At 48.5% G+C, this 21,232-nt stretch carries 18 protein-coding genes and 2 tRNA genes; 10 read left to right on the top strand and 10 right to left on the bottom strand.

Annotated elements, in window-relative coordinates:
- Positions 1-3: 3 nt before the first annotated feature.
- From JHJ32_RS15625 to JHJ32_RS15650, 6 genes are all read right to left on the bottom strand, one after another.
- Positions 4-825 carry a thymidylate synthase gene (locus JHJ32_RS15625; RefSeq protein ID WP_079718538.1) on the bottom strand — a complete coding sequence of 274 codons (822 nt, stop codon included), beginning with the start codon at positions 823-825 and terminating at the stop codon, positions 4-6.
- A gap of 149 nt (positions 826-974) precedes the next feature.
- On the bottom strand, positions 975-4,145 hold the full coding sequence (locus tag JHJ32_RS15630) for an efflux RND transporter permease subunit (protein WP_079718539.1): 3,171 nt from the start codon (positions 4,143-4,145) through the stop codon (positions 975-977).
- Between the two features lie 20 nt (positions 4,146-4,165).
- Positions 4,166-5,269 carry an efflux RND transporter periplasmic adaptor subunit gene (locus tag JHJ32_RS15635; RefSeq protein ID WP_079718540.1) on the bottom strand — a complete coding sequence of 368 codons (1,104 nt, stop codon included), beginning with the start codon at positions 5,267-5,269 and terminating at the stop codon, positions 4,166-4,168.
- A 23-nt stretch (positions 5,270-5,292) separates the two neighbouring features.
- The gene (locus tag JHJ32_RS15640; RefSeq protein WP_233632697.1) at positions 5,293-6,648 is read right to left on the bottom strand and encodes a TolC family protein; all 1,356 of its coding nucleotides are present in this window, start codon (positions 6,646-6,648) and stop codon (positions 5,293-5,295) included.
- A gap of 22 nt (positions 6,649-6,670) precedes the next feature.
- A complete protein-coding gene (locus JHJ32_RS15645; RefSeq protein WP_200121583.1) occupies positions 6,671-7,276 on the bottom strand; it encodes a TetR/AcrR family transcriptional regulator in 606 nt (201 codons plus the stop codon).
- A gap of 195 nt (positions 7,277-7,471) precedes the next feature.
- Positions 7,472-8,173, bottom strand: coding sequence for an NUDIX domain-containing protein (locus tag JHJ32_RS15650; protein ID WP_079718543.1), 702 nt, complete (start codon positions 8,171-8,173; stop codon positions 7,472-7,474).
- A 151-nt stretch (positions 8,174-8,324) separates the two neighbouring features.
- Here JHJ32_RS15650 and pfkA point away from each other — a divergent pair, with 151 nt between their 5' ends.
- The 3 genes from pfkA to gap are packed head-to-tail and all read left to right on the top strand — an operon-like array spanning position 8,325 to position 11,151.
- A complete protein-coding gene (gene pfkA, locus JHJ32_RS15655; RefSeq protein ID WP_079718544.1) occupies positions 8,325-9,308 on the top strand; it encodes a 6-phosphofructokinase in 984 nt (327 codons plus the stop codon).
- Positions 9,305-10,153, top strand: a complete 849-nt coding sequence (locus tag JHJ32_RS15660; protein WP_079718545.1) for a hypothetical protein — start codon at positions 9,305-9,307, stop codon at positions 10,151-10,153. Before pfkA ends, JHJ32_RS15660 begins: the two co-directional genes overlap by 4 nt.
- A gap of 2 nt (positions 10,154-10,155) precedes the next feature.
- Positions 10,156-11,151, top strand: a complete 996-nt coding sequence (gene gap / locus JHJ32_RS15665; protein WP_079718546.1) for a type I glyceraldehyde-3-phosphate dehydrogenase — start codon at positions 10,156-10,158, stop codon at positions 11,149-11,151.
- 92 nt (positions 11,152-11,243) lie between these two features.
- On the opposite strand, the gene mnmA is transcribed toward gap, so the two are convergent.
- Positions 11,244-12,332, bottom strand: coding sequence for a tRNA 2-thiouridine(34) synthase MnmA (gene mnmA / locus JHJ32_RS15670; RefSeq protein WP_200121584.1), 1,089 nt, complete (start codon positions 12,330-12,332; stop codon positions 11,244-11,246).
- Between the two features lie 188 nt (positions 12,333-12,520).
- On the opposite strand from mnmA, the gene JHJ32_RS15675 reads away from it, so the two are divergent.
- The 3 genes from JHJ32_RS15675 to mtaB all read left to right on the top strand — a co-directional run bounded on the left by JHJ32_RS15675 (position 12,521) and on the right by mtaB (position 14,335).
- Positions 12,521-12,593, top strand: a tRNA-Phe gene (locus JHJ32_RS15675).
- Between the two features lie 250 nt (positions 12,594-12,843).
- A tRNA-Val gene (locus JHJ32_RS15680) sits at positions 12,844-12,921 on the top strand.
- A gap of 94 nt (positions 12,922-13,015) precedes the next feature.
- Positions 13,016-14,335 (top strand): tRNA (N(6)-L-threonylcarbamoyladenosine(37)-C(2))-methylthiotransferase MtaB, encoded by a 1,320-nt coding sequence (gene mtaB, locus JHJ32_RS15685; protein ID WP_200121585.1) that lies wholly within the window; start codon positions 13,016-13,018, stop codon positions 14,333-14,335.
- Here mtaB and JHJ32_RS15690 read toward each other — a convergent pair.
- The 3 genes from JHJ32_RS15690 to JHJ32_RS15700 are packed head-to-tail and all read right to left on the bottom strand — an operon-like array spanning position 14,332 to position 16,861.
- On the bottom strand, positions 14,332-15,321 hold the full coding sequence (locus JHJ32_RS15690) for an MlaD family protein (protein ID WP_079718548.1): 990 nt from the start codon (positions 15,319-15,321) through the stop codon (positions 14,332-14,334). The two genes, mtaB and JHJ32_RS15690, sit on opposite strands and share 4 nt — an antisense overlap.
- A 2-nt stretch (positions 15,322-15,323) precedes the next feature.
- Positions 15,324-16,097 carry an ABC transporter ATP-binding protein gene (locus JHJ32_RS15695; protein WP_079718549.1) on the bottom strand — a complete coding sequence of 258 codons (774 nt, stop codon included), beginning with the start codon at positions 16,095-16,097 and terminating at the stop codon, positions 15,324-15,326.
- Positions 16,098-16,099: 2 nt separating this feature from the next.
- A complete protein-coding gene (locus JHJ32_RS15700; RefSeq protein ID WP_079718550.1) occupies positions 16,100-16,861 on the bottom strand; it encodes an ABC transporter permease in 762 nt (253 codons plus the stop codon).
- 202 nt (positions 16,862-17,063) lie between these two features.
- Here JHJ32_RS15700 and JHJ32_RS15705 point away from each other — a divergent pair, with 202 nt between their 5' ends.
- The 4 genes from JHJ32_RS15705 (at position 17,064) to JHJ32_RS15720 (ending at position 21,128) form a co-directional block, all read left to right on the top strand.
- Entirely contained in the window at positions 17,064-18,365 is a 1,302-nt protein-coding gene (locus JHJ32_RS15705; RefSeq protein WP_079718551.1) for a DUF6600 domain-containing protein, read from the top strand.
- Between the two features lie 92 nt (positions 18,366-18,457).
- Positions 18,458-19,213 (top strand): SGNH/GDSL hydrolase family protein, encoded by a 756-nt coding sequence (locus JHJ32_RS15710; protein WP_079718552.1) that lies wholly within the window; start codon positions 18,458-18,460, stop codon positions 19,211-19,213.
- 48 nt (positions 19,214-19,261) lie between these two features.
- Entirely contained in the window at positions 19,262-20,425 is a 1,164-nt protein-coding gene (pncB, locus tag JHJ32_RS15715; protein ID WP_200121586.1) for a nicotinate phosphoribosyltransferase, read from the top strand.
- Position 20,426: 1 nt separating this feature from the next.
- Positions 20,427-21,128: a bifunctional 2-polyprenyl-6-hydroxyphenol methylase/3-demethylubiquinol 3-O-methyltransferase UbiG gene (locus JHJ32_RS15720; protein WP_200121587.1), complete on the top strand. Its 702-nt coding sequence runs from the start codon at positions 20,427-20,429 to the stop codon at positions 21,126-21,128.
- Positions 21,129-21,232 lie beyond the last annotated feature (104 nt).

Here is a 21,232-nt window from a genome sequence, read left to right on the forward strand (position 1 = left end):
CGCTTACACCGCCACGGGTGCTTTGATATGTGGGTAAGGGTCGTAGTCCATCAACTCGAAGTCTCCATACTTGAAGTCAAAAATATCTACGACTTCCGGATTAATCACCATCCGTGGCAATGGCCGCGGCTCACGGCTCAGCTGTAAGGCCACCTGTTCGAAATGATTACTGTAAAGATGAGCGTCTCCAAAAGTATGGATAAACTCAGCGGCCTCCATACCGCATACCTGCGCGACCATCATCGTAAGCAGCGCATAGGAAGCAATGTTGAACGGCACACCGAGGAAAATATCTGCACTGCGTTGATACAATTGGCAGGAAAGCTGAGGCTTGTACCAACCTTTCTCGGGATTCGCAGGAGTCACATAAAACTGGAAGAGGGCATGGCACGGTGGCAACGCCATGTTTTCGATTTCGGACACATTCCATGCAGACACGATAATGCGGCGCGAATCCGGATTGGTCTTGAGCTGCTGGATGACCTTCGTGATTTGGTCGATATGTTTGCCGCCGGGTGTAGGCCAGGATCGCCACTGGGATCCGTAAACAGGCCCCAGGTTCCCTTGCTCGTCTGCCCACTCATCCCAAATGCTCACCCCATTTTCTTTCAGGTAGCGTATATTGGTATCGCCCTTGAGAAACCAAATCAACTCGTGGATAATCGATCGCAGGTGTACCTTTTTCGTGGTAACCAATGGAAACCCCGCTTTGAGGTCAAAACGCATCTGGTAGCCAAAGACACTGCGTGTCCCCGTGCCCGTACGGTCGTGCTTATCCACGCCATTCTCGTAAACATGGCGCATTAAATCGAGGTATTGCTTCATGGTAAGTTTTCCTTTGCGCGAGTAAAGATAAGGAGATTAAATGATACGGCAAACCGGAAGCAACCGGGCCAGTGGTCCCATAAAACTAAAAAAACCTGCTGGATAAGGTTTCCAGCAGGCCTGTAAACATATTAACCTAATCAATAGAACTAAACAGGTTCATCTTCATATTCCTTCACCTCCTTATGCACATACTCCTCAACCATCAGCTCGTCGATGGGCCGTCCTTGTTTATCGAGCCCAAAGCGGTGCAGGACATTGTCTACCATTTGGTAAACTACCGGCACCACGATGAGGGTAAGAAACAGCGAACTGATCAAGCCACCGATAATCACCCAAGCCAGGCCGTTTTTCCATTCCGCACCCGCACCCGATGCAATCGCAATGGGAAGCATACCGAACACCATGGCGATGGTTGTCATCAGAATGGGCCTCAGACGCGCTTGATTAGCCAGGATGAGTGCCTCGCGTGTCGATTTACCTTCCGCTTTGAGGTGGTTGGTAAAATCCACAAGGATGATGGCATTCTTGGCCACCAAACCAATCAGCATGATGAGTCCCAGAATCGTAAAGATACTCAGCGTATTGTTCGTCAGCGCTAGGGCTAAGAAAGCGCCTATCACCGCCAATGGTATGGAAAACATCACCACAAACGGATACACAAAACTATCATACAAGGCGACCATGATGAAATATACCAACAATACCGACGCCAGTAACGCGATGCCCAACGTACCGAAGCCCTCAGACTGTTGCTCCATATCGCCCCCCCAAACATAGCTTACACCACTGGGCGTGTGCACTTGGTCCAGTTGCTCCAACCAATCGGTCACTACCGCACTGGCCGTGCGCCCCACAACCTGAGATTGCACCTTTACCGACGTACTTTTGTCGCGGCGTTCCAATTGGCTCGGCCCCGACCCCTCTTGAATGGTCGCAAACTGCGACAACCGCACCAGCTGCCCCGCATCGTTGGTAAACTGGAGGTTGCTTACATCATTCACATTCTTCCGATCATAATCATCAAAACGGATGTTGATGTCATATTCATATTCGCCTGCGCGGAACTTACCGTCGGTGTTGCCGTTAAACGCGGTCTGCATCGTCGCTCCGACAGTCTGCAGGTTTAACCCCAATGCGGCCATTTTATCCCTGTCCACTTCAACCGTAATTTCCGGTGTACCGCTTTCTACCGAAAGCTTACTCTCGACCGTGCCGGGAATTTTGTTCAATAAAGCCAGCGCATCTTCCGCATAAGCGAGCACGCTGTCCAGATCCGAACCCATCACCACCATTTCGACGGGCGCTTGCTCAGCAAATCCGACAATACTGATGGGGACAGTCTTTACTTTGGCACCCACCAATACTTTTTCCAACTCGCGTTTTATCTTCGCTGCATAAATGCTACTCTCATCCTCCCGTTCCTTCTTTTCCACAAGCTTGACGGTGATTTCTGATTTATACATGGTTGTCAGCGCGCCCGTTACAGCATCGCTTGACTGGCCCACCGTTGTAATCATCGACACAATCTCGGGTTTTGTACCCAAGTATTCTTCCGCCCGTCTGGTCATTTGGTTGGTTTGCTCGATGGAAGCATCCTTGGGCATTTCAATCTGCACCAAGAACTCCCCCCTATCTCCCGACGCAAAAAATTCGAATCCAATGAAACCACCTGCGGGCAATATGAAGGAAGCAAAGAACAGCAGCACGACCAACGTCAGCGTGATAAATTTATGGTTGAGCGACCATTTCAGGATACCGGTCATCCAACGGGTGAAACGATGCAACTGCTTTTCAAACCAAAGGATGAATCGCCCGAAGATGTTCGTGTTGGAAACCCGTTCCAATTTCCCGAATCGCGATGTAAGCAAGGGCACAATCGTAAACGAAGCCAACAAACTGAGCAACGTGGCGATAACTACCACCACACAAAACTCCCGCAAAATATCCGATACCATGCCCGTACTCAACGCAATAGGCAAGAACACCACGACAATGACCATCGTTATGGACACTACCGTAAAGCCGATTTCCTTGGCCCCGTCGTAAGATGCGCGCACTTTGTTCTTGCCCATCTCCATGTGCCGGTAGATGTTTTCAATAACCACAATGGCATCATCCACCAAAATACCCACGACCAATGAAAGCCCCAGCAATGACATGAGGTTGAGCGTGTATCCCAAAAGATTTATACCGATAAACGTAGCAATCAATGAAGCAGGAATAGCGACCATGACGATTACCGCATTCCGAAGGCTGTGCAGGAAAAACAGCATGACAATCGCCACCAATACGATAGCCAAAAACAAGTCGAAGATCACCGCGTCGGCTGATTCCAGGGTATAGGTTGAACTATCATTGGCGACATCGATCTTCAGCCCTTCCTTTGCATACATTTGCGTCAGGTTGGCGATGACCTCCTGTGAACCACGGCTCACTTCCACCGCATTGGCATCCGACTGTTTCAATACCTGAAGCACCAAGGCGCTCCGGTTGTTTACCCGGGCTATTTTTTCAACATCTTTTTGGCTATCCTGTACATCAGCGATATCCCGCACCCGCACCTGCGCTCCTGTAGGAGTGGTAGCAATGACCAAGTTCCGAAGTTCGTCGACCGTCTTATACTTCCCTGCCAGGCGGATAAGGATATCCTGATTCTGCGTCTTTACGCTTCCCGTCGGGAAATCGAGGTTGGACGTCAGGATAGCCTGTTGCACCTGAAGGATAGACATGCCGTAACCTTGCAAGCGGGAGGCATCAATGCTCACTTGGATTTCGCGCTCCTGCCCACCGATAAGGTTTACCTGCGCTACACCCGGCACGCGCGAAAGCACCGGCTGAACACGCTTGTCAATCAAATCATAAAAAGCTGCATCGTCCAAATTACCCGTAGCGGCAAGCGTAAGGATGGGCAGGTCATCCATGGAGAACTTCGCTAATGACGGCGTTTCAGCATCATCCGGCAAGTCCGAAAGAATGGCATTGACTTTACGCTGCGCATCGTTCAGCGAATAATCAACATCTGCGCCACTATGGAGTTCGATGACGACCATCGAAAGACTTTCGAACGATGTCGCATCCAGCTTCTTGATGTTTTCTAAGGAGGCCACCGCATCCTCTATTTTCTTGGTGACCGTGTTTTCAACCTCACTTGGCGATGCACCGGGATAAACGGTCGTGATGGACACCACATTGGGTGAAAACTTTGGGAGCAACTCGTAGTTCAACGAGAAATAGCTCAGGATACCCAGCAAGGTCAAGGCGGTATAAACCACAATGACGATGGATGGGCGTTTAATCGATATTTCTGCTATCTTCATGACTTAAGATATGAGACGTTTTAATTTGAAGTTGAGACCTGCGACTGGCTGTCAGCCGTCGAATCGAGTTGCGCTTCGACTTTTGCACCATCTACCAAGTTGATCTGTCCACTGGTAATGACGGTTTCACCTTCTTCAAGGCCTCTTAATATTTCCACTTGCTCGCCTAAAATCCTTCCGGCAACCACTTCACGCGTCCGCGCTGTACTATCCGCGTCAAGCACATAGATACGATTGCTATTAACCCCCCCGACAAAAGCACCCCTCGGTATCAAAATCGTTGGCTCCTGTTGAGGGAACCTGAAGTTGGCTGTGCCGTACATTCCCGCTTTCAATTGAACGGAAGTGTTGTTATCAACCGTAATCTCAATGGGATAATTCAGTGTATTGTCGGCCTTTGCTGCGATGAAGCTAACCGTTCCGTTGAATTCCTTATCCGGAAAAACAGAGCTGGTAATAGCGACTTTATCGCCCAACTTGAGGTTCACCACTTGGTTTTCGTTGGCGGAGACTTTTAACTTCAACTGGGATAAATCGACAATCTCAAACAATTCAGTACCCGGCGACAAGTACGCACCTACTTCAATATCACGGCGATTGATAATTCCATTAATCGGCGATTTAATGTTCGCGTCCTGTACGCGCCGGTTGGCTTGCTGCAACTTCACCTCCGCATTGCGCAATTGCAATTCGATATCATCCAGTTGCGCACGGGTTACGCCGCCCGTCTCGAAAGAGCTTTTATAACGCTCGTAGTCTGTCTTTAACTTCTGAAGCGCGTCTTCCGCAGCCTGTTTGTCCAAGCTCAGGATTTCAGGGTCAACAACAGCCAACACCTGCCCCCTGCTTACACGCGCGCCCTCTTTCACCAATATACGGGTGACACGTCCACTTACTTCAGAAAGCAAGGTCAGGTCTTGGTTTGCGGCAAACGTCCCATTCGCTGAAAAGTCAAGCGTGATGGGTTGCCTATTCACCTTAGCCGCTTTTACCACAATGGCACCACCTGTTTCGGCCACCACAGCCGTTTTCGCCTCGTTTTCTTTTTTGTTATTGCTTAATACCCATCCGATAAGAGCAAGCACTCCTACGACGACAATGATGGTGATGATGACTCGTTTCATATATTAATTGTGATTGATGATGATTATTCGTTTACTAATGTTTTGATTTGTCCGTTTGATTTAACCAATTCTATTTGGGCCACCTTATAATTGAGCAAAGCCTCATTGTAGCTGTTTTGAGCCGCTACTAAATCCGTTTCGGCAGTAAGCAAATCCGTGAGGTTGGCCAGCCCATTTTTATAGTTGTTTTGCGTGCTATTAAACACCTCTTCGGCAAAATCTTTATTAACACGCTGTGATTCAATGGTATTCAAACTATTCTTTATTTGTATCTTCGCGTTTTCATACGCCATTGTCAGCGCATTGGACGTATTTCTCAAATCTTCATGAATCTTCTTCAGCTCCACGTCGGCCTGGCGGACTCTCGCCCTCCGTGCATTACCATCGAATATCGGTATACGCAGGTTCAGGGAGATACCAGCCATGTCAAAACTCAACGCTCGGGAAGTGTACACATTCAACTTATCACTTTGAGAGGAGTACGTATAATTTCCGCTAAGTGACAAGCTTGGATAGTATTCCGCGACATAGGCCTTACGTTGAAACCCTAAGAGTTCTTCCTGTTTTTTCAACACCTGAAAGTCAAGCAATTGTTCCACATTGACCGCACCATTCCCCAAACTGGCGACCGCTTCGTTCTCCAAGCTATTCATTTCAGTTTCCGGAATAGTGATTTGCTGGGCAATGGGCATGCCCATATAATATTTAAGCAAGTTTTCTTGCTGCGTGACTGCGTATTCCAATTGTTCGCGCTGAGCCAATAAATTATTCTTGTTTACCTTTATCCGATCAAGGTCAATCTTCTTGGCCAAACCCAACTCGTACTGACTTCCAATGGTGTTTTCCAATTGAGATACACGTTCGATATTGGCATCGATAACCCCCAGCTGTTGCCGGGTAATGATGACCTGATAATAATTGGTAGCCACTTGCTGAATGAGATTTTCTTCCGCAAGCTGAGCGGCCAGACGATAATACTCCTCCGAGCTCCGAGCGGCCTTAAGGCCGGTAAAAACCTGCTGGTTGAAAATCTGCTGGTTCAGCTGCACCTGCGACATCGCGTTCCATGTTTGGCCCGCTGCAATCGCTACGAATTCTCCTGGAGTACCGCCCATAAATTCAGCGGGCAACACAAATTGCTGTACCAATAAATTATTTGTCAGCGTACTGGTTGCATCCAATTGAGGCAAGGCCGCTGCCCTGGTCTCAGCCACTACGTGCCTGCCACCTTCGATTTCAAGCCGCGCCTTACGTAGCGCCTCGCTGTTATTCAATGCATAGTTGAGCGCATCCTTCAGGGTCAGTACTTCCTGCGCCGTAGCCGCGTTGGTTCCCCACAACCCCACAAATACCACCGCTATAATTAACCGTATATTCATTCTTAATATATTCATATTGATTTCAGCTATTTATCTGTTTTTTTATGCCGTTAATGAAGATGGTTGCTGCTTGCTTTTGTTTTTCGATAATGCTATCTAACTCTTCTTTATCCACCAATGCGTGCGGTATGGTGTGGTCGCAAAACATGGCGAGGCCGCGCATGATTGCCACGTACAGTTCAGACGTGGATGAAACATCAAATGTTACAAGTTCGTTACGTTTTATTCCCCGGTCAAATATTTTCGAAATGACTTCCGTTTCCCGTTGAAGCATGCCTTTCGACAAGGCTATCCATCGCTCTTCATTCATATTCATTTCATGGAGATTGATGATCAGCATATAATATTTTTCGAGGTATTCCTTTTTTATGTCCAGCAATCGGATAAGCATATCCAACGTATTCGGAATTTCTTCCAACGCTTGTTCGACCGCCAAGTCGCTTTCGTCCATAATCTGATACGCGATAGCCTCGATCAGTGCAAACTTATCCTGAAAATAATAGTATAAGTTGGCCTTTGAAAGCTTCATGTCATCGGCGATTTCGCTCATCGACGTCTTAGCGATACCGAAATGCGAAAACCGCCTTAAAGCTGCCGCGATAATTTGATTCCTTTTGTCATCTAACATGTATTATTTTACCGTTTTACTGTTTGACTATTTTTAAAAATTGGTCAAAAGTACAACAATAAAAGAATTCCGCAAAAAGAAATTACCGACACCGGCGGTTCGGTTCATCTTATGACACAATGCTTACAAACCAAGCGATTGCAAAGAAAATGTATGGTAATGACAACCCTATGGCAGTGGGGAATGACAACCGCCTTAATCCTTGGAAAACGTGAGTTCATTCTGGAATACCTTCGCATATTTCCGTTTATCCAGTTTGTATAATCGGGCAGCTCGGTAAGATACACCCCGCTGAAATTCAGGCAGTTCTTTCAATATGTTATAGTTAAGCATTTTTTTCCTAAAATTACGTTTATCCAATTTGCGCCCCCAAATAGCCTCATACAATTGCTGCAATTGGGTAAGGGTAAATTTCTCTGGCAGCAATTCGAAGGCTATCGGGCTATAACTTATCTTCCGTCTCACCTTCATAATACTTTTATCGATGATATGGCGGTGGTCAAAGGCTAACTCCGGCAGGTCATTCAACGGGTGCCAAACTGCCTGGCGGGCATAATCGGTCACTGGTTCTGGCTGGCTTTTCAGATCATCCAATCGCAGCAGGGCATAGTAAGCAACGGTGATGATCCGACCTTGCGGATGACGTTTTAGATCACCAAACGTATATAACTGTTCCATGAAGATTCCGCGCAACCCTGTATGTTCATACAAAATCCGCTTCACAGCATCATCTATCGTTTCGTTGTGCTCCACGAAAAAACCCGGAAGCGCCCACCATCCTTTAAACGGATACTCATTGCGTTCAATAAGCAGAACTTTTAGTTCGCCTTCCTTAAAGCCGAAAATTACACAGTCTGTCGTGAATATGGATTGTAAATGTGGTAAACCTGATTGCAAAGCTTTGATTATTTGTTTATTAATTGATTTTTATTTGCTAAATTTGCTCACTTAAACCTTTCAAGTGAAAAAAAATAATCCTTGAAAAATTTAATAGTGTAACAAATACACACTATATTCGTGCTGCTAATTTATAAAGATTATTAGAAAAGTGCAAAGCATAACGAAACTAGGGATATTTACATCGGGTGGCGATGCGCCGGGCATGAATGCTTGTATTCGTGCCGCGGTCCGCACAGCATTACACGCCGGCAAATCCGTGGTTGGTATTTACCAGGGTTACCAAGGAATGATTGAGGCTAATTTCCACGAGATGAACAGCCGTTCGGTGAGCAACATCATTCAGTTGGGCGGCACTATCCTGAAGACCGCGAGATGCAAAGCTTTTCATACGGCGGAAGGCAGGCAAAAAGCGTATGACAACATCAAGGCAGTGGGCATTGATGGCCTCATTGCGATTGGCGGAGACGGAACCTTTACCGGCGCCGAAATTTTTTCTCGCGAACATAACATTCCGGTGGTTTGTATTCCGGGAACCATTGATAACGATCTTTACGGTTCAGACTTCACACTTGGCTATGATACGGCTACCAATACGGTCATTGAAGCCATCGATAAAATACGGGACACCGCTGCTTCCCACGACCGGCTCTTTTTTGTAGAAGTAATGGGACGTGACTCCGGCTGCATCGCCTTGAATGCCGGTATTGCCGGCGGGGCTGAAGCGATACTACTGCCAGAGAAAGCTACCGGCATCGAAGAACTTTGCAACCAACTGGAAAGCGCCGCTAAAAGCAAAAAATCATCCACGATAGTAATCGTTGCAGAAGGAGAAGAAAACGGGGGCGCTTATAATGTCGCAAAGGAAGTTAAGGCACGGTTCAACTTTTACGACACCAAAGTTACCATTCTGGGCCACCTTCAGCGGGGCGGATCCCCCAGCAGCTTTGACAGGGTGTTGGCCAGCCGGTTGGGTTTTGCCGCCGTGCGCCACCTACTCTCGGGCAAGACACGCATCATGGTGGGCATCCGAGGAAACGAGATCCAAACCACTCCACTTGAAGAAGTGCTGAACAAGAAAGTGTTCAAACTGAGCGAAGATATGCTTGAAATGATGGAAGTGTTATCAATATGATAGCGGTTGTATTCAGTGGTTCAAGGTTTTCCGATTGGAGACTGGCAGATAAACGAAAAATCATCACCGGGTTCCGGACGATGGGCATAAACCCCTATCTCCATGATGAACGGTTTATCTTCCAGCTGTTGAATAAAAACAATAACCTCATCAACTACGCTGAACAAATCAAACGGATTTACTTTTTCGGTGCCGGTTCGTCTTCCCCCGAGCGAAAGGAAAAGATAGCTACTGTTTTTAGGCAATTCTTCATCAACGCAAAGGTAACCGTTGATCACGATGTCAAAGCGTCGGCACTTTCAACTTTTGGCGATGGAAAAGGGCTTATCGGCATATTGGGCAGCGGTTCAAATGCAGCGTATTTCAATGGCAAGCGGACGTCAGACAACAACTTTGGCCTGGGATATATTTTGGCCGATGAGGGTTCCGCCAATTGGATTGGCCGTATGCTGCTGAAAAGCTTTCTCAACGAAACGATGCCCGAGGATTTGCTGGAAAAATTTGTTGCCCGGTACCCACTTGACCGCAAAGTGATCCTTGACAAGGTATATAACCAAGCGAATCCGACACTGTTCCTGACGTCTTTTGCCGACTTTGTGATGGAAAACCACAAACACCGGTTCATCAAAAGCATGATTCATCATGGCTTTAAACTATATATCGAAACGTACTTGCTGCCCCTGACAAAACAATACCCGGATATGACCGTTAACTTTACGGGGAGTGTTGCAGCCGGCTATGAAGAATGGTTACGGGAGGTGGCACAACGGTACGGTATAACGATTGGCACTGTCATAAAAGAACCTATACATAATTTATTGAAATACTATTTAAATAAAAATTAAAAATGAAAATTGGAATCAATGGATTCGGCCGGATAGGCCGTTTAGCATTCAGAGCAGCAGTAAACCGTCCTGGCGTTGAAATTGTTGGAATCAACGATTTGGTAGATCCCGAATACATGGCTTACATGCTGAAATATGACTCTACCCACGGTAGATTTGACGGTACCGTGGAAGCAAAGGACGGCAACTTAATTGTGAATGGCAAAACCATCCGTGTGACCGCCGAGAAAGACCCCGCCAACCTCAAATGGAATGAAGTCGGTGCTGAAGTCATCATCGAATCTACAGGCCTGTTTCTTACTAAGGAAACTGCACAGAAGCACATCGATGCCGGTGCCAAAAAAGTGGTGATGTCTGCTCCGGCAAAGGACGACACTCCCACCTTTGTGATGGGCGTCAACCACAAGGAACTTAAAGCCGACCAAACCATCGTGTCTAACGCATCATGCACCACCAACTGTCTGGCTCCGCTTGCCAAGGTCCTCCATGACAAATTTGGTATCATCGAGGGGTTGATGAGTACCATCCACGCGGTCACTGCCACCCAAAAAACCGTAGACGGTCCATCTGTAAAAGACTGGCGTGGCGGACGGGGCGCATACCAGAATATCATTCCTTCGTCCACAGGTGCTGCGAAAGCTGTCGGATTGGTACTGCCCGAGTTGAAAGGTAAGCTCACTGGCATGTCCTTCCGCGTACCCGTGCCTGACGTATCGGTCGTAGACCTCACCGCGCGGCTTGAAAAACCCGCCTCTTATGAAGAAATCAAACAAGCATTCAAAGAAGCTTCCGAAGGCGAACTGAAAGGTATACTTGGTTACACGGAAGATGATGTTGTGTCTGAAGATTTCCGTGGCGATGCACGTACATCAATTTTTGACGCAAAAGCAGGGATCTCGCTCAATGAAAACTTTGTCAAAGTCGTGTCATGGTACGACAACGAATGGGGCTATTCCAATAAATTGGTTGATTTGGTGGAACTGGTAGGCAAAATCTAACCCCCACCCCCACCATAAAAGAAAGGCCCGTGTTTTATCATGGGCCTTTTCTTTTTCCCTATAGTCGGTGATGGCGGTACTTGCAGCACCGATTACATCAGAAAACCGCCGCCAAGCAAGTCATTACCTTCATAAAACACCGCCGACTGGCCAGGGGCAATACCTTTTACTGCGTGGTGAAAATCCACTTTAACATTACCTGCTTCCTGCACAATTGTACTGGTCATGCCGGCGTCCTTATAACGTATTTTGGTAATGGCTTCCATCGGCTTTTCAATCGTTGCATATTTCACCAGGTTTACATTTTTCACATAAGCTTCACGGCGTTCCAATTCGTGCTCATCGCCCAACACCACGGTGTTGCTTTCAGGGCGTATTTCGATCACAAAGACAGGACGTCCCAACGCTATACCTAACCCCTTACGTTGGCCAATGGTGTAATAGGGATACCCTTGGTGTTGGCCTACCACCGTGCCGTCCGTCAGCACAAAATGCCCGTTACCGATGCGATCGTCGATATCGTTCACGCGGTGGCGCAGGAAAGCCCGGTAATCATTATCGGGCACAAAACAGATTTCATAACTTTCCGACTTGTTGGCAAGCTCCAGCTGTCCCATTTCCGCAGCCATCTGCCGTATCTCTGCTTTCGTGTAGCTACCCAACGGAAATTGGGTACGGGCAAGGTTTTCCTGTGACACTCCCCAAAGCACATAAGATTGATCTTTGTGGACATCCTTACCTTTAGAAATCACATAACGGCCGTTGTCCTGTTGGCGGATATTGGCATAGTGCCCTGTCGCGATAAACTCGCAATCCAGCTTATCGGCCCGCTTGAGCAAGGCCTCCCATTTTATATGAGTGTTGCAAAGCACACAAGGGTTTGGCGTCCGCCCCGCCAGGTATTCATCGACGAAGTTATCGATGACAAAATCACCAAATTCGCCGCGGATATCCAATATATAGTGTGGAAAACCGTATGATACAGCCAATGCCCTTGCGTCATTAATACTATCGAGGCTACAGCATCCGGTCTCTTTAGATGAACTACCCGACGAGGCGTAATCCCAGGTCTTCATCGTCAACCCGATGACTTCATATCCTTGTTCATGAAGCATTACGGCGGCGACCGAACTATCCACCCCTCCACTCATAGCAACTAATACTCGTCCTCTTTTACTCATTTCTGGTATTTAAAGATGCAAAGATAGGGCAATTTCCCTTACGGTATGTTTTGGTCTTGTCATTTTATCCCCAACACTATCAGCTGCTTGCCGCGAGAGACCTAATATTTTTCAAAAAAAGTTTTCATAAATGAAAAAAGGCGCTACATTTGCAGTCCCAAAACAACGGTAACGTTGCTTAGCGGAAAGGTACCATAGCTCAGTTGGTAGAGCAAAGGACTGAAAATCCTTGTGTCGCTGGTTCGATTCCAGCTGGTACCACAAAAAGCCCCTTGTACAGATTGTATGAGGGGTTTTTTGCTTTTTACGTTGTCGGTTTGATGAAGTGCGCCCTATTTCCGGCAATATTCCGTAACTTTTGATCGAGGTCGTGAGGCTGTTAATTTTAATCACTGAAATCCTGTCACGTATTCCGGGCACAGCCGGAGCGAACAGGCCAAAACAAAATTTACGGCGCTTTTCAACAAATGATTTGCATCATCGATAAAAAAAGCTATTTTTGTGCCACCAGGGGAAATTAGCTCAGTTGGTTCAGAGCACTACCTCGACAAGGTAGGGGTCACAGGTTCGAGCCCTGTATTTCCCACCACCGCCTCGGCTTCATGGCCGAGTTTTTTGTGTCCTGGGCGGGCTATCTTTCCTTGCAGGTTATTCACTGTTTTTCCGTACCTTTGCCCCTCGAAATGAGTAAAAAAGTAGCCTTCTATACATTGGGGTGCAAGCTGAATTTTTCAGAAACCTCTTCCATTGGCCGTATTTTCCAACAAGCCGGATACGAGACTACGCCCTTCAACAGCGCAGCGGATATCTATGTCATCAATACATGCTCGGTCACCGAAAATGCCGACCGGAAATGCAGGAAAGTGGTTAAAGAAGCGCTCAATCACTCGCCGAATGCTTACATCGTGGTCGTAGGGTGTTATGCCCAGCTGAAGCCCCGTGAGATTACCGAAATACCAGGTGTGGATATGGTATTGGGTGCCGCAGAAAAGTTCAATATCGTACAGCACATCAACGATTTAACTAAACAACCTAAGGCAATTATATACAACGCACCTATCGCAGATACCAATCAGTTTGTTCCCGCATTTTCCATAGGCGACCGTACGCGTACGTTCCTGAAGGTCCAGGATGGATGCGATTATTCCTGTACCTTTTGCACCATTCCATTAGCCCGGGGCGCCAGTCGTAGCGGCACCATCACGGATCTGGTAAAACAAGCAGCGGAAATTGCCGCATCCGGAGTAAGGGAAATTGTACTTACCGGTGTCAACATCGGCGATTTTGGTATTCGGAACGGCAAGCGGGAAGACCGATTCTTTGACCTCATCAAGGCACTTGACGCGGTCGAAGGCATAGATCGGTTCCGTATTTCTTCCATCGAACCCAATCTACTCAGTGATGAAATCATCGAGTACGTTTCGCAATCGGCACGGTTCGTTCCCCACTTCCATATCCCCTTGCAGTCCGGATCCAACAAGGTATTGGCAATGATGCGCAGGCGCTACCGTCGGGAACTGTATGCCAGCCGAATAGCAAAAATCAAGGAATTGATGCCCGACTGTTGTGTCGGCGTGGACGTTATCGTCGGATTTCCAGGTGAAACGAAGGAAGATTTTCTCGACACTTACCACTTCCTCAACAATCTGGATGTCTCTTATTTGCATGTATTCACCTATTCGGAACGTGAAAATACCATAGCATCACAAATGGAAGGGGCCGTTCCGGGTGCACAACGTGGCGAACGCAGCAAAATGCTGCATATCCTTTCGGAGAAAAAACGTCGGGCTTTTTATCAATCCCAGCTGGGCAAAGCAGGTGAAGTCTTGTTCGAAGGTGATATCAAAGACGGTTACATGCAAGGCTTCAGCCGGAATTATGTAAAGGTACGTACCCCCTATGATCCCTTGTTGGTAAACGAGCTTGTCCCTGTCAGGTTTTCGGAGATTGCGCCGGGCGGAGATATGGAAGTAGAAGCGTTACCTGAATTGCTTCCCCACTAATCATTCTCCCCTGCATTTTTTGCCGCTTCACGCGCTTGCCTGCGGAAAAAACCCCTGAATAAAAAATTGTGCTGCAGGGCTTCCATGTTTTGATCGAGTTTCTCCGTGCTTTGCTCTAAATTCTGCAAGGTCTGGCGAATCGTCTCCGCTGCTTCCGGATCGTTCAGCAACACCCCCACGGCATTATCTTTATCATCCAGCTTGCCGGCAGTTTGGTTCAAATTGGTCACCAAGGCCGAGGCAGTCTGGGTGATGCCCTCCAACTGCGCAACTGCGGATTGCAGGCTGCCGTAGACAACCGTATCGGTAAGCAAATCATTGATGAGTGTCCCTTCCTGGTTGAGCTTTGCCGTCAGTTGGTTAAGTGCCTGCGACGCCTTTGCAGTGTTTGCCGTTGTCTGATTGAGGTTGGCAATCATTTGCTTGACATGGATAGCCATCAACGAGTCCGTGAGCAACGTACCCACGGTACCTTCACCACGCGCAATACGCGCGCTCAGGTCTCCGAAATTCTTGGTAATCTCCACGAGGTTTTCATTGTTCACCTGCAACGTAGCCATCATGGCATCCAGGCCACCTGTAGGAGCCGCCTGCAGCTTGTCACCATCCTCAATAGCTGGCGCATCGCTGCTGCCGCCTTTTATCACGATCAATTTATTTCCAATGAAACTCTCGGAACCGATTTCCGCCAATGCGTCCTTGCGGATATACTGGCGCGAAGCTTCCTCAATGGCCATTGCGATTTCCACTTCTTTGAGGCTTTTAAACCGGATGCTCTTGATCGTTCCGATTTTCACCCCCGAAAACCAGACATTATTCCCAGCCTTCAGCCCGCTGACATCGCTAAATACAGTAGTCACGGTCACGGTCTTAGAAAAGCGGTTTTGTTGCCCGCCAAGCACCAGGATACCGGCCACCAATATGACCAGCCCAACCAGCACGAACAGCCCCACGATTATTGAACGTCTATTTTCTGTAGCACTCATAATTATGTGATAAAATTATAGTCATGAAACGGCTTTACCCGTTCATCATCTGTATCAAAAATCTCATCAAAACTTCCCTGCCGCTCAAACCTGCCGTCAAGCAGCATCACGATCCGGTCGCCCACGCTTTTGGCACAAGCCAGATCATGCGTAATGATGATAGATGATGTTTTATATTTTTCCTGCACCTCGTTTATCAGTCCGTTGATCTCGATACATGTAATCGGGTCAAGCCCGGCAGTGGGCTCATCATAAAGCATGATTTCAGGCCGGAGTATCAAAGTCCGTGCAATACCGATACGCTTCCGCTGCCCACCGGACAACTCCGAAGGCATTTGATTGATGGTGTTCAGCAACCCCACGGCATCCAGTACATCCTCCACCTCGTGATTAATTTCCGCCCTTGAAAGATGGCGCTTATTCCGCACCAACGGAAACTCCAGGTTTTCCCTGACGGTCATACTGTCGTACAACGCACTATTCTGGAAAGAAAAACCAATCTTCAGCCGGAGTTGCTGAAGCTCTTTTTCATTCAGTTCATCCACATGTTCGCCGAGGACTTCAATCGTGCCGCTGTCCGGTTTTAATAATCCGGATATCAATTTTATCAAAACAGATTTTCCCGTACCCGATCTCCCCAGTACCACCAAATTCTCGCCGTTGTGCAGCTTGAGGTCAACACCACGCAGCACGTGGTTTTCACCGAATGACTTACTGACATGCCGAACGGTGATCACCTCCGTATTATAATCGATATGGCCGCCTGTCTTTAACATTGTTAAGCCCGCATTGCTTGAATAATCTGTACAATCAATATCTCTTCCACAAAGACCAAAAACATAGACATAACCACCGCCCAATTGGCGGCCTTTCCTACCCCTTCGGTACCTTTGGAAGAATGATATCCTTGGTAACACCCTACAATCCCGATGGTAAACCCAAATACCACAGCTTTAAGTACCAAGGAAAACACATCCAGGAATGTCACCGCATCAAACACCTGATCAAAATACACCCGGAAGCTGGTATTCTCATTTTGATTGACGCTCAGAAACGCTCCGAACAGCCCCACGGCTGCCGTATAAAAGGAAAGAATCGGGATGCTGATGGTTGTAGCCAACACCCGGCTCACCACCAGAAATTTAAAGGGGTTGGTTCCCGAAACCTCCATCGCATCAATCTGTTCGGTCACTTTCATGGACCCCAGCTCCGCTCCAATTTGTGACCCCACCTTTCCCGAAGCAATGAGTGCTGTCACCAGCGGCGCCAACGCACGGATAATCGCGATGGATATCAGCGCAGGCAGCCATGACGTTGCCCCGAATTCAGCCAATGACGGACGGGATTGATTGGTAAACACCACACCCGTGATGAAGCCCGTAAGTGATATCAGCGGTAATGACTTCCATCCCACCACATAACATTGCCTGACAATTTCTTTAAACTCGTAGGGAGGCATAAATACTTCCCGGAAGAAACGCATGACAAACCGGTGGATGTTGGCCAGCTCGATCAGTATACGTTGTATGTTTTTTATCATCGGGAGCTCTCGCAGTTAAGGCTGCAAACTTAGATAAAATGCCTTTAATTTCCTTATATTAACGTATATTTCCATAAAATGTTCGTAAAAAAGCCAATCGTAACAATTATGCGGATAGCCCCATGCCGTTAAACCATTGGCGCTTTTGCACAGTCATACCACCAGAAACGAACAAAGTGTTGTACATTTAATCCAGCATGCCATGAAAACGTTAAAGAAAACCGGACTATCATTACTCGCTGCATTGGCATTTGTAGCCTTGGCAGCATTGAACACCGTGAAGGCTCAGCCCGGTATGAGCGTTTCGTTCCAATTATTCTATGACGAGCTTGCACCATATGGGGAGTGGATAAACGACCCAGAGCACGGATATGTCTGGCTGCCAAATGCCGAGCCCGGTTTTCAGCCCTATGCCACCAATGGCCATTGGGTAATGACTACCTATGGGAATACCTGGGTCTCCAACTATGCCTGGGGATGGGCGCCGTTTCATTACGGACGTTGGCTATATACCGATTATTACGGTTGGGCATGGGTGCCCGGCTATGAGTGGGGCCCCGCCTGGGTAAGTTGGCGAAGCGGCGGCGGCTACTATGGCTGGGCACCCTTAGGCCCCCGTATGACCATCAGTGTCCATGTGGGCATACCGCACCGTCATTGGGTGTTTGTGCCTCAGCGGTATATAACCAGTCCACGCATCTATAGCTATTATGTACCCTATCGAAATCGTGTGACCATCTATAACCGTACGACCATCATCAACAACACTTACGTGTACAACAATCGCACTTATGTGAGTGGCCCAGGTCGCGGCGAAATTGAGCGCGTCACCCGCAGCAGGGTTGCCGTCCGGGAGATCAATAATGCTTCTCGGCCAGGGAGAGCTGCGGTAAGCAGCCGTACGGTGAGCATCTACCGTCCGGAAGTAGACCGTAGCACACGCACCTCGGCAAGACCCTCCCGTGTAGCAGACGCCACGGCGGTACGGACAGCCAGTACCCGCAGCAATGGCCGAAGCGAAGCGTCGGCATCCCGTAGCTCGGTGGCACCAGAAAGAAACGGTTCAAGCCGCAACTCCGGTACATCGAGCGGCAGGAACACGACGTCCGCCAGCGCTGGCGCTGCAAATCGCGGGTCGGCTGTAGCGCCCGCACGTTCAGCTGAGCGGACACGCGAAGCTTCACGCGCAAGCAGCACAAGCAGCCAGGCGACAAGAAGCTCGGGCCAACGCGAAGCGGCAACAAGCGCTCGTCCAGCTAACCGCTCGTCTGCCGGCACAGGTAGCCAAGTTTCAAACCGGGCACAGGCCACACCTGCACGTACCGGTGAAAGCAACTCCGTATCCCGGACACAAAGCAGTACCTCCAGCCGGAATGGCGCCGTGTCGTCACGCGCAACGTCTCGGCCAAGCGTATCTACACGCCAAAAAACAGAGCGAAACAACGGTGCCACCCAAAGCCGGGCATCCGAACGCGGAAACTCCTCCGGACGCGGCAGGGGATAAAGCATGGATTTTTTTAGCTTGAGAAAGGAGGTCACCCCTCCTTTCTCCATTTAAATACCTACCTTTGAAACCATCAAACCATTATTGACCATATGGATAAAAGCAGAAGAACATTTATCGGAAGGTCCCTCATGGGAGCAGCCTTGGCTGCCAATCTTCCTGAAATTGTAAAAGCAGCGACCACGTCGCCATACGCCGCACCCAACGTGCAAATTCAGCAAAACGACGTCATCCTATTTCAAGGCGATTCCATTACCGATGCAGGGCGCGACAGAAGCCATCAAGCACCGAACAACGGCCAGGCCCTCGGTAATGGCTACGCATTCCTGGCTGCTGCACGCCTGCTACACGGGCATGCCGCTCATCAGTTAACGATATATAACAAAGGAATCAGCGGCAATAAGGTACACCAATTAGCCGAGCGCTGGGAAGAGGATTGCATCAACATCAACCCCAACATCTTAAGTATCCTCATCGGCGTCAACGACTACTGGCATACATTATCGAGCGGGTATAGCGGCACGATACAGGTATACCGCGACGACTACCGCAAGCTACTGGATCGTACGTTGTCGGCAATCCCTAAGGTGAAGCTCATCATCGGTGAACCTTTTGCCGTAAACAATGTAAAAGCTGTGACAGACGCCTGGTTTCCGGCGTTCAATGAATACCGCCAAGCCGCACAGGAAATAGCGAACGAATATAACGCTGCATTCATTCCTTACCAGCGTGTGTTTGATGAAGCCGCTAAGCGCGTATCGCCCGACTATTGGACCGGAGACGGTGTGCATACGACGTTGGCCGGTGCACAATTGATGGCCGAAGCATGGCTTTCTGTTATCAAATAATCAGACGCTATAAGCTGATTGCTGACTACCACCATAGCTGTGCCCAATATGATCAATTCCATCTTGGACAATGACTTTTACAAATTCACCATGCAAAACGCCGTGGTGAAACTGTTTCCCAAGGCCAAAGCGAGGTACCAGTTTATCAACCGTGGAGGGCATCGGTTTCCCGATGGATTTGCCGAGGAACTGCGAAAATCAATTGATGAGCTGGCAAAGCTACAGCTTACCCGCCAGGAGAAACTTTTTTTTGCAGCTACCTGCCCTTATATCGATCCAACGTATTTCGATTTCCTGCAAGGCTACCGGTACGACCCCGAGGAAGTTTACATCAGCCAGCAGGACGACGAAATACAAGTGGCTATTGAAGGTTACTGGTATCGCACCATCCTATGGGAGGTCCCCATCATGTCGCTCATCTGCGAGCTGTATTACCGCCTGACGGCACAGCAGCGGCAGCGGGATGAAGCAATCATTGCTACAGCGCGTAGAAAAATCGAGCAATATCATTCACTGGGTGTCACCATTGCCGAATTCGGCACCCGAAGGCGGCATTCATACGGTGTGCATCGCCTGGTCGTAAAAGCACTCCAGCAATATGGCAAAGGTACATTCATCGGCACCAGCAACGTACACATGGCAATGCTCAACCAAACCAAACCCATTGGCACCCACGCCCATGAATGGTTTATGTTTCATGCCGCAAAATACGGGTTTAAAATGGCCAATCTACTCGGGCTGGAACATTGGTCGGAGGTGTATCGCGGCGATTTGGGCATCGCACTCTCCGACACGTATACATCGGAGGTTTTCTTTTCTCAATTCGACAAAAAGCTCAGCAAGCTATTTGACGGTGTACGCCATGACAGTGGCGATCCGCTGTCATTTGCAGACAGCGCCATCAAACATTATCAGGCAAAAGGCATTGATCCTCTTTCCAAGACCATCATTTTCTCCGATGGGCTGAATTACGAAAAAGTGGCTCGCATTGTAGAACATTGCCGTGGCCGTATCGGGATGTCTTTCGGCGTGGGTACTAACTTTACCAACGACGTGGGGGTGCCTCCCATGAACATTGTCATTAAGATGGTCGACGCATTTCCAGACGAGGCCCAATGGACACCCACCATCAAGCTTTCGGACGAACCCGGCAAGCATACCGGCGATGCCGCAACCATTGCGCTGGCTAAACAGATCCTTCACATCTCCTGATATGGCCAACGACGTACTTGGGAATGCCCTGACTGACTATTTCCACGGCAAGCGCCGTGATAAGTTGCTACTCCATACCAGTTATACCGATATCGAAGAAATGCCCGTAGATGTATTTTTCCGAAAACCTGAAAATTTTCCGGAACTGGAAGATATTGCGTTGGCCTTATGCGATGGCCATGTGCTTGACGTCGGGGCCGGTGCAGGAAGCCATGCACTATACCTCCAAAGCCGGGGCATGGCGGTAACCGCACTGGAGCGCTCCCCGCAAGCCTGCGCACTCATGCAAGAACGTGGCGTCCGAAATATCATTCAGGCAGACTTCTTCCAACACCACGGCAGCAAATACGACACCCTCCTATTCATGATGAATGGTATCGGCATCGCCGGCAGCATCGATGGACTGAAAAAACTGCTTCGACACAGCCAATCGCTATTGAGCGAAGGTGGCCAGTTACTGTTTGACTCTTCGGATATTGCTTACCTCTATGCGGATGGTTCAGTAAAAAGACCCTCGGGGTACTACGGTGAGATAAGGTACCAATACGGATATCAAGGAATCTGGGGTGAACCTTTCAACTGGCTATTTATTGACCAGCAGACCGTAATCCAGCTTGCCAATACCGAAGGCTGGGTCGTCCAAATCCTGTATGAAGACGAAACCGACCAATACTTGGCAAGGATGGTTCCCCGCTCGCTGTAGCTCAAAAAAAAGGGGCTGGGAGCCCCTTTTTAGCGATAGAATTGTTTTGAGTTCACAAACACATAATACAAGCGGACAATTCTGGGAAACCGCTGGTATGCGGA

The sequence above is a fragment of the Parapedobacter sp. ISTM3 genome (assembly GCF_016533505.1).
Lineage (GTDB): Bacteria > Bacteroidota > Bacteroidia > Sphingobacteriales > Sphingobacteriaceae > Parapedobacter > Parapedobacter luteus.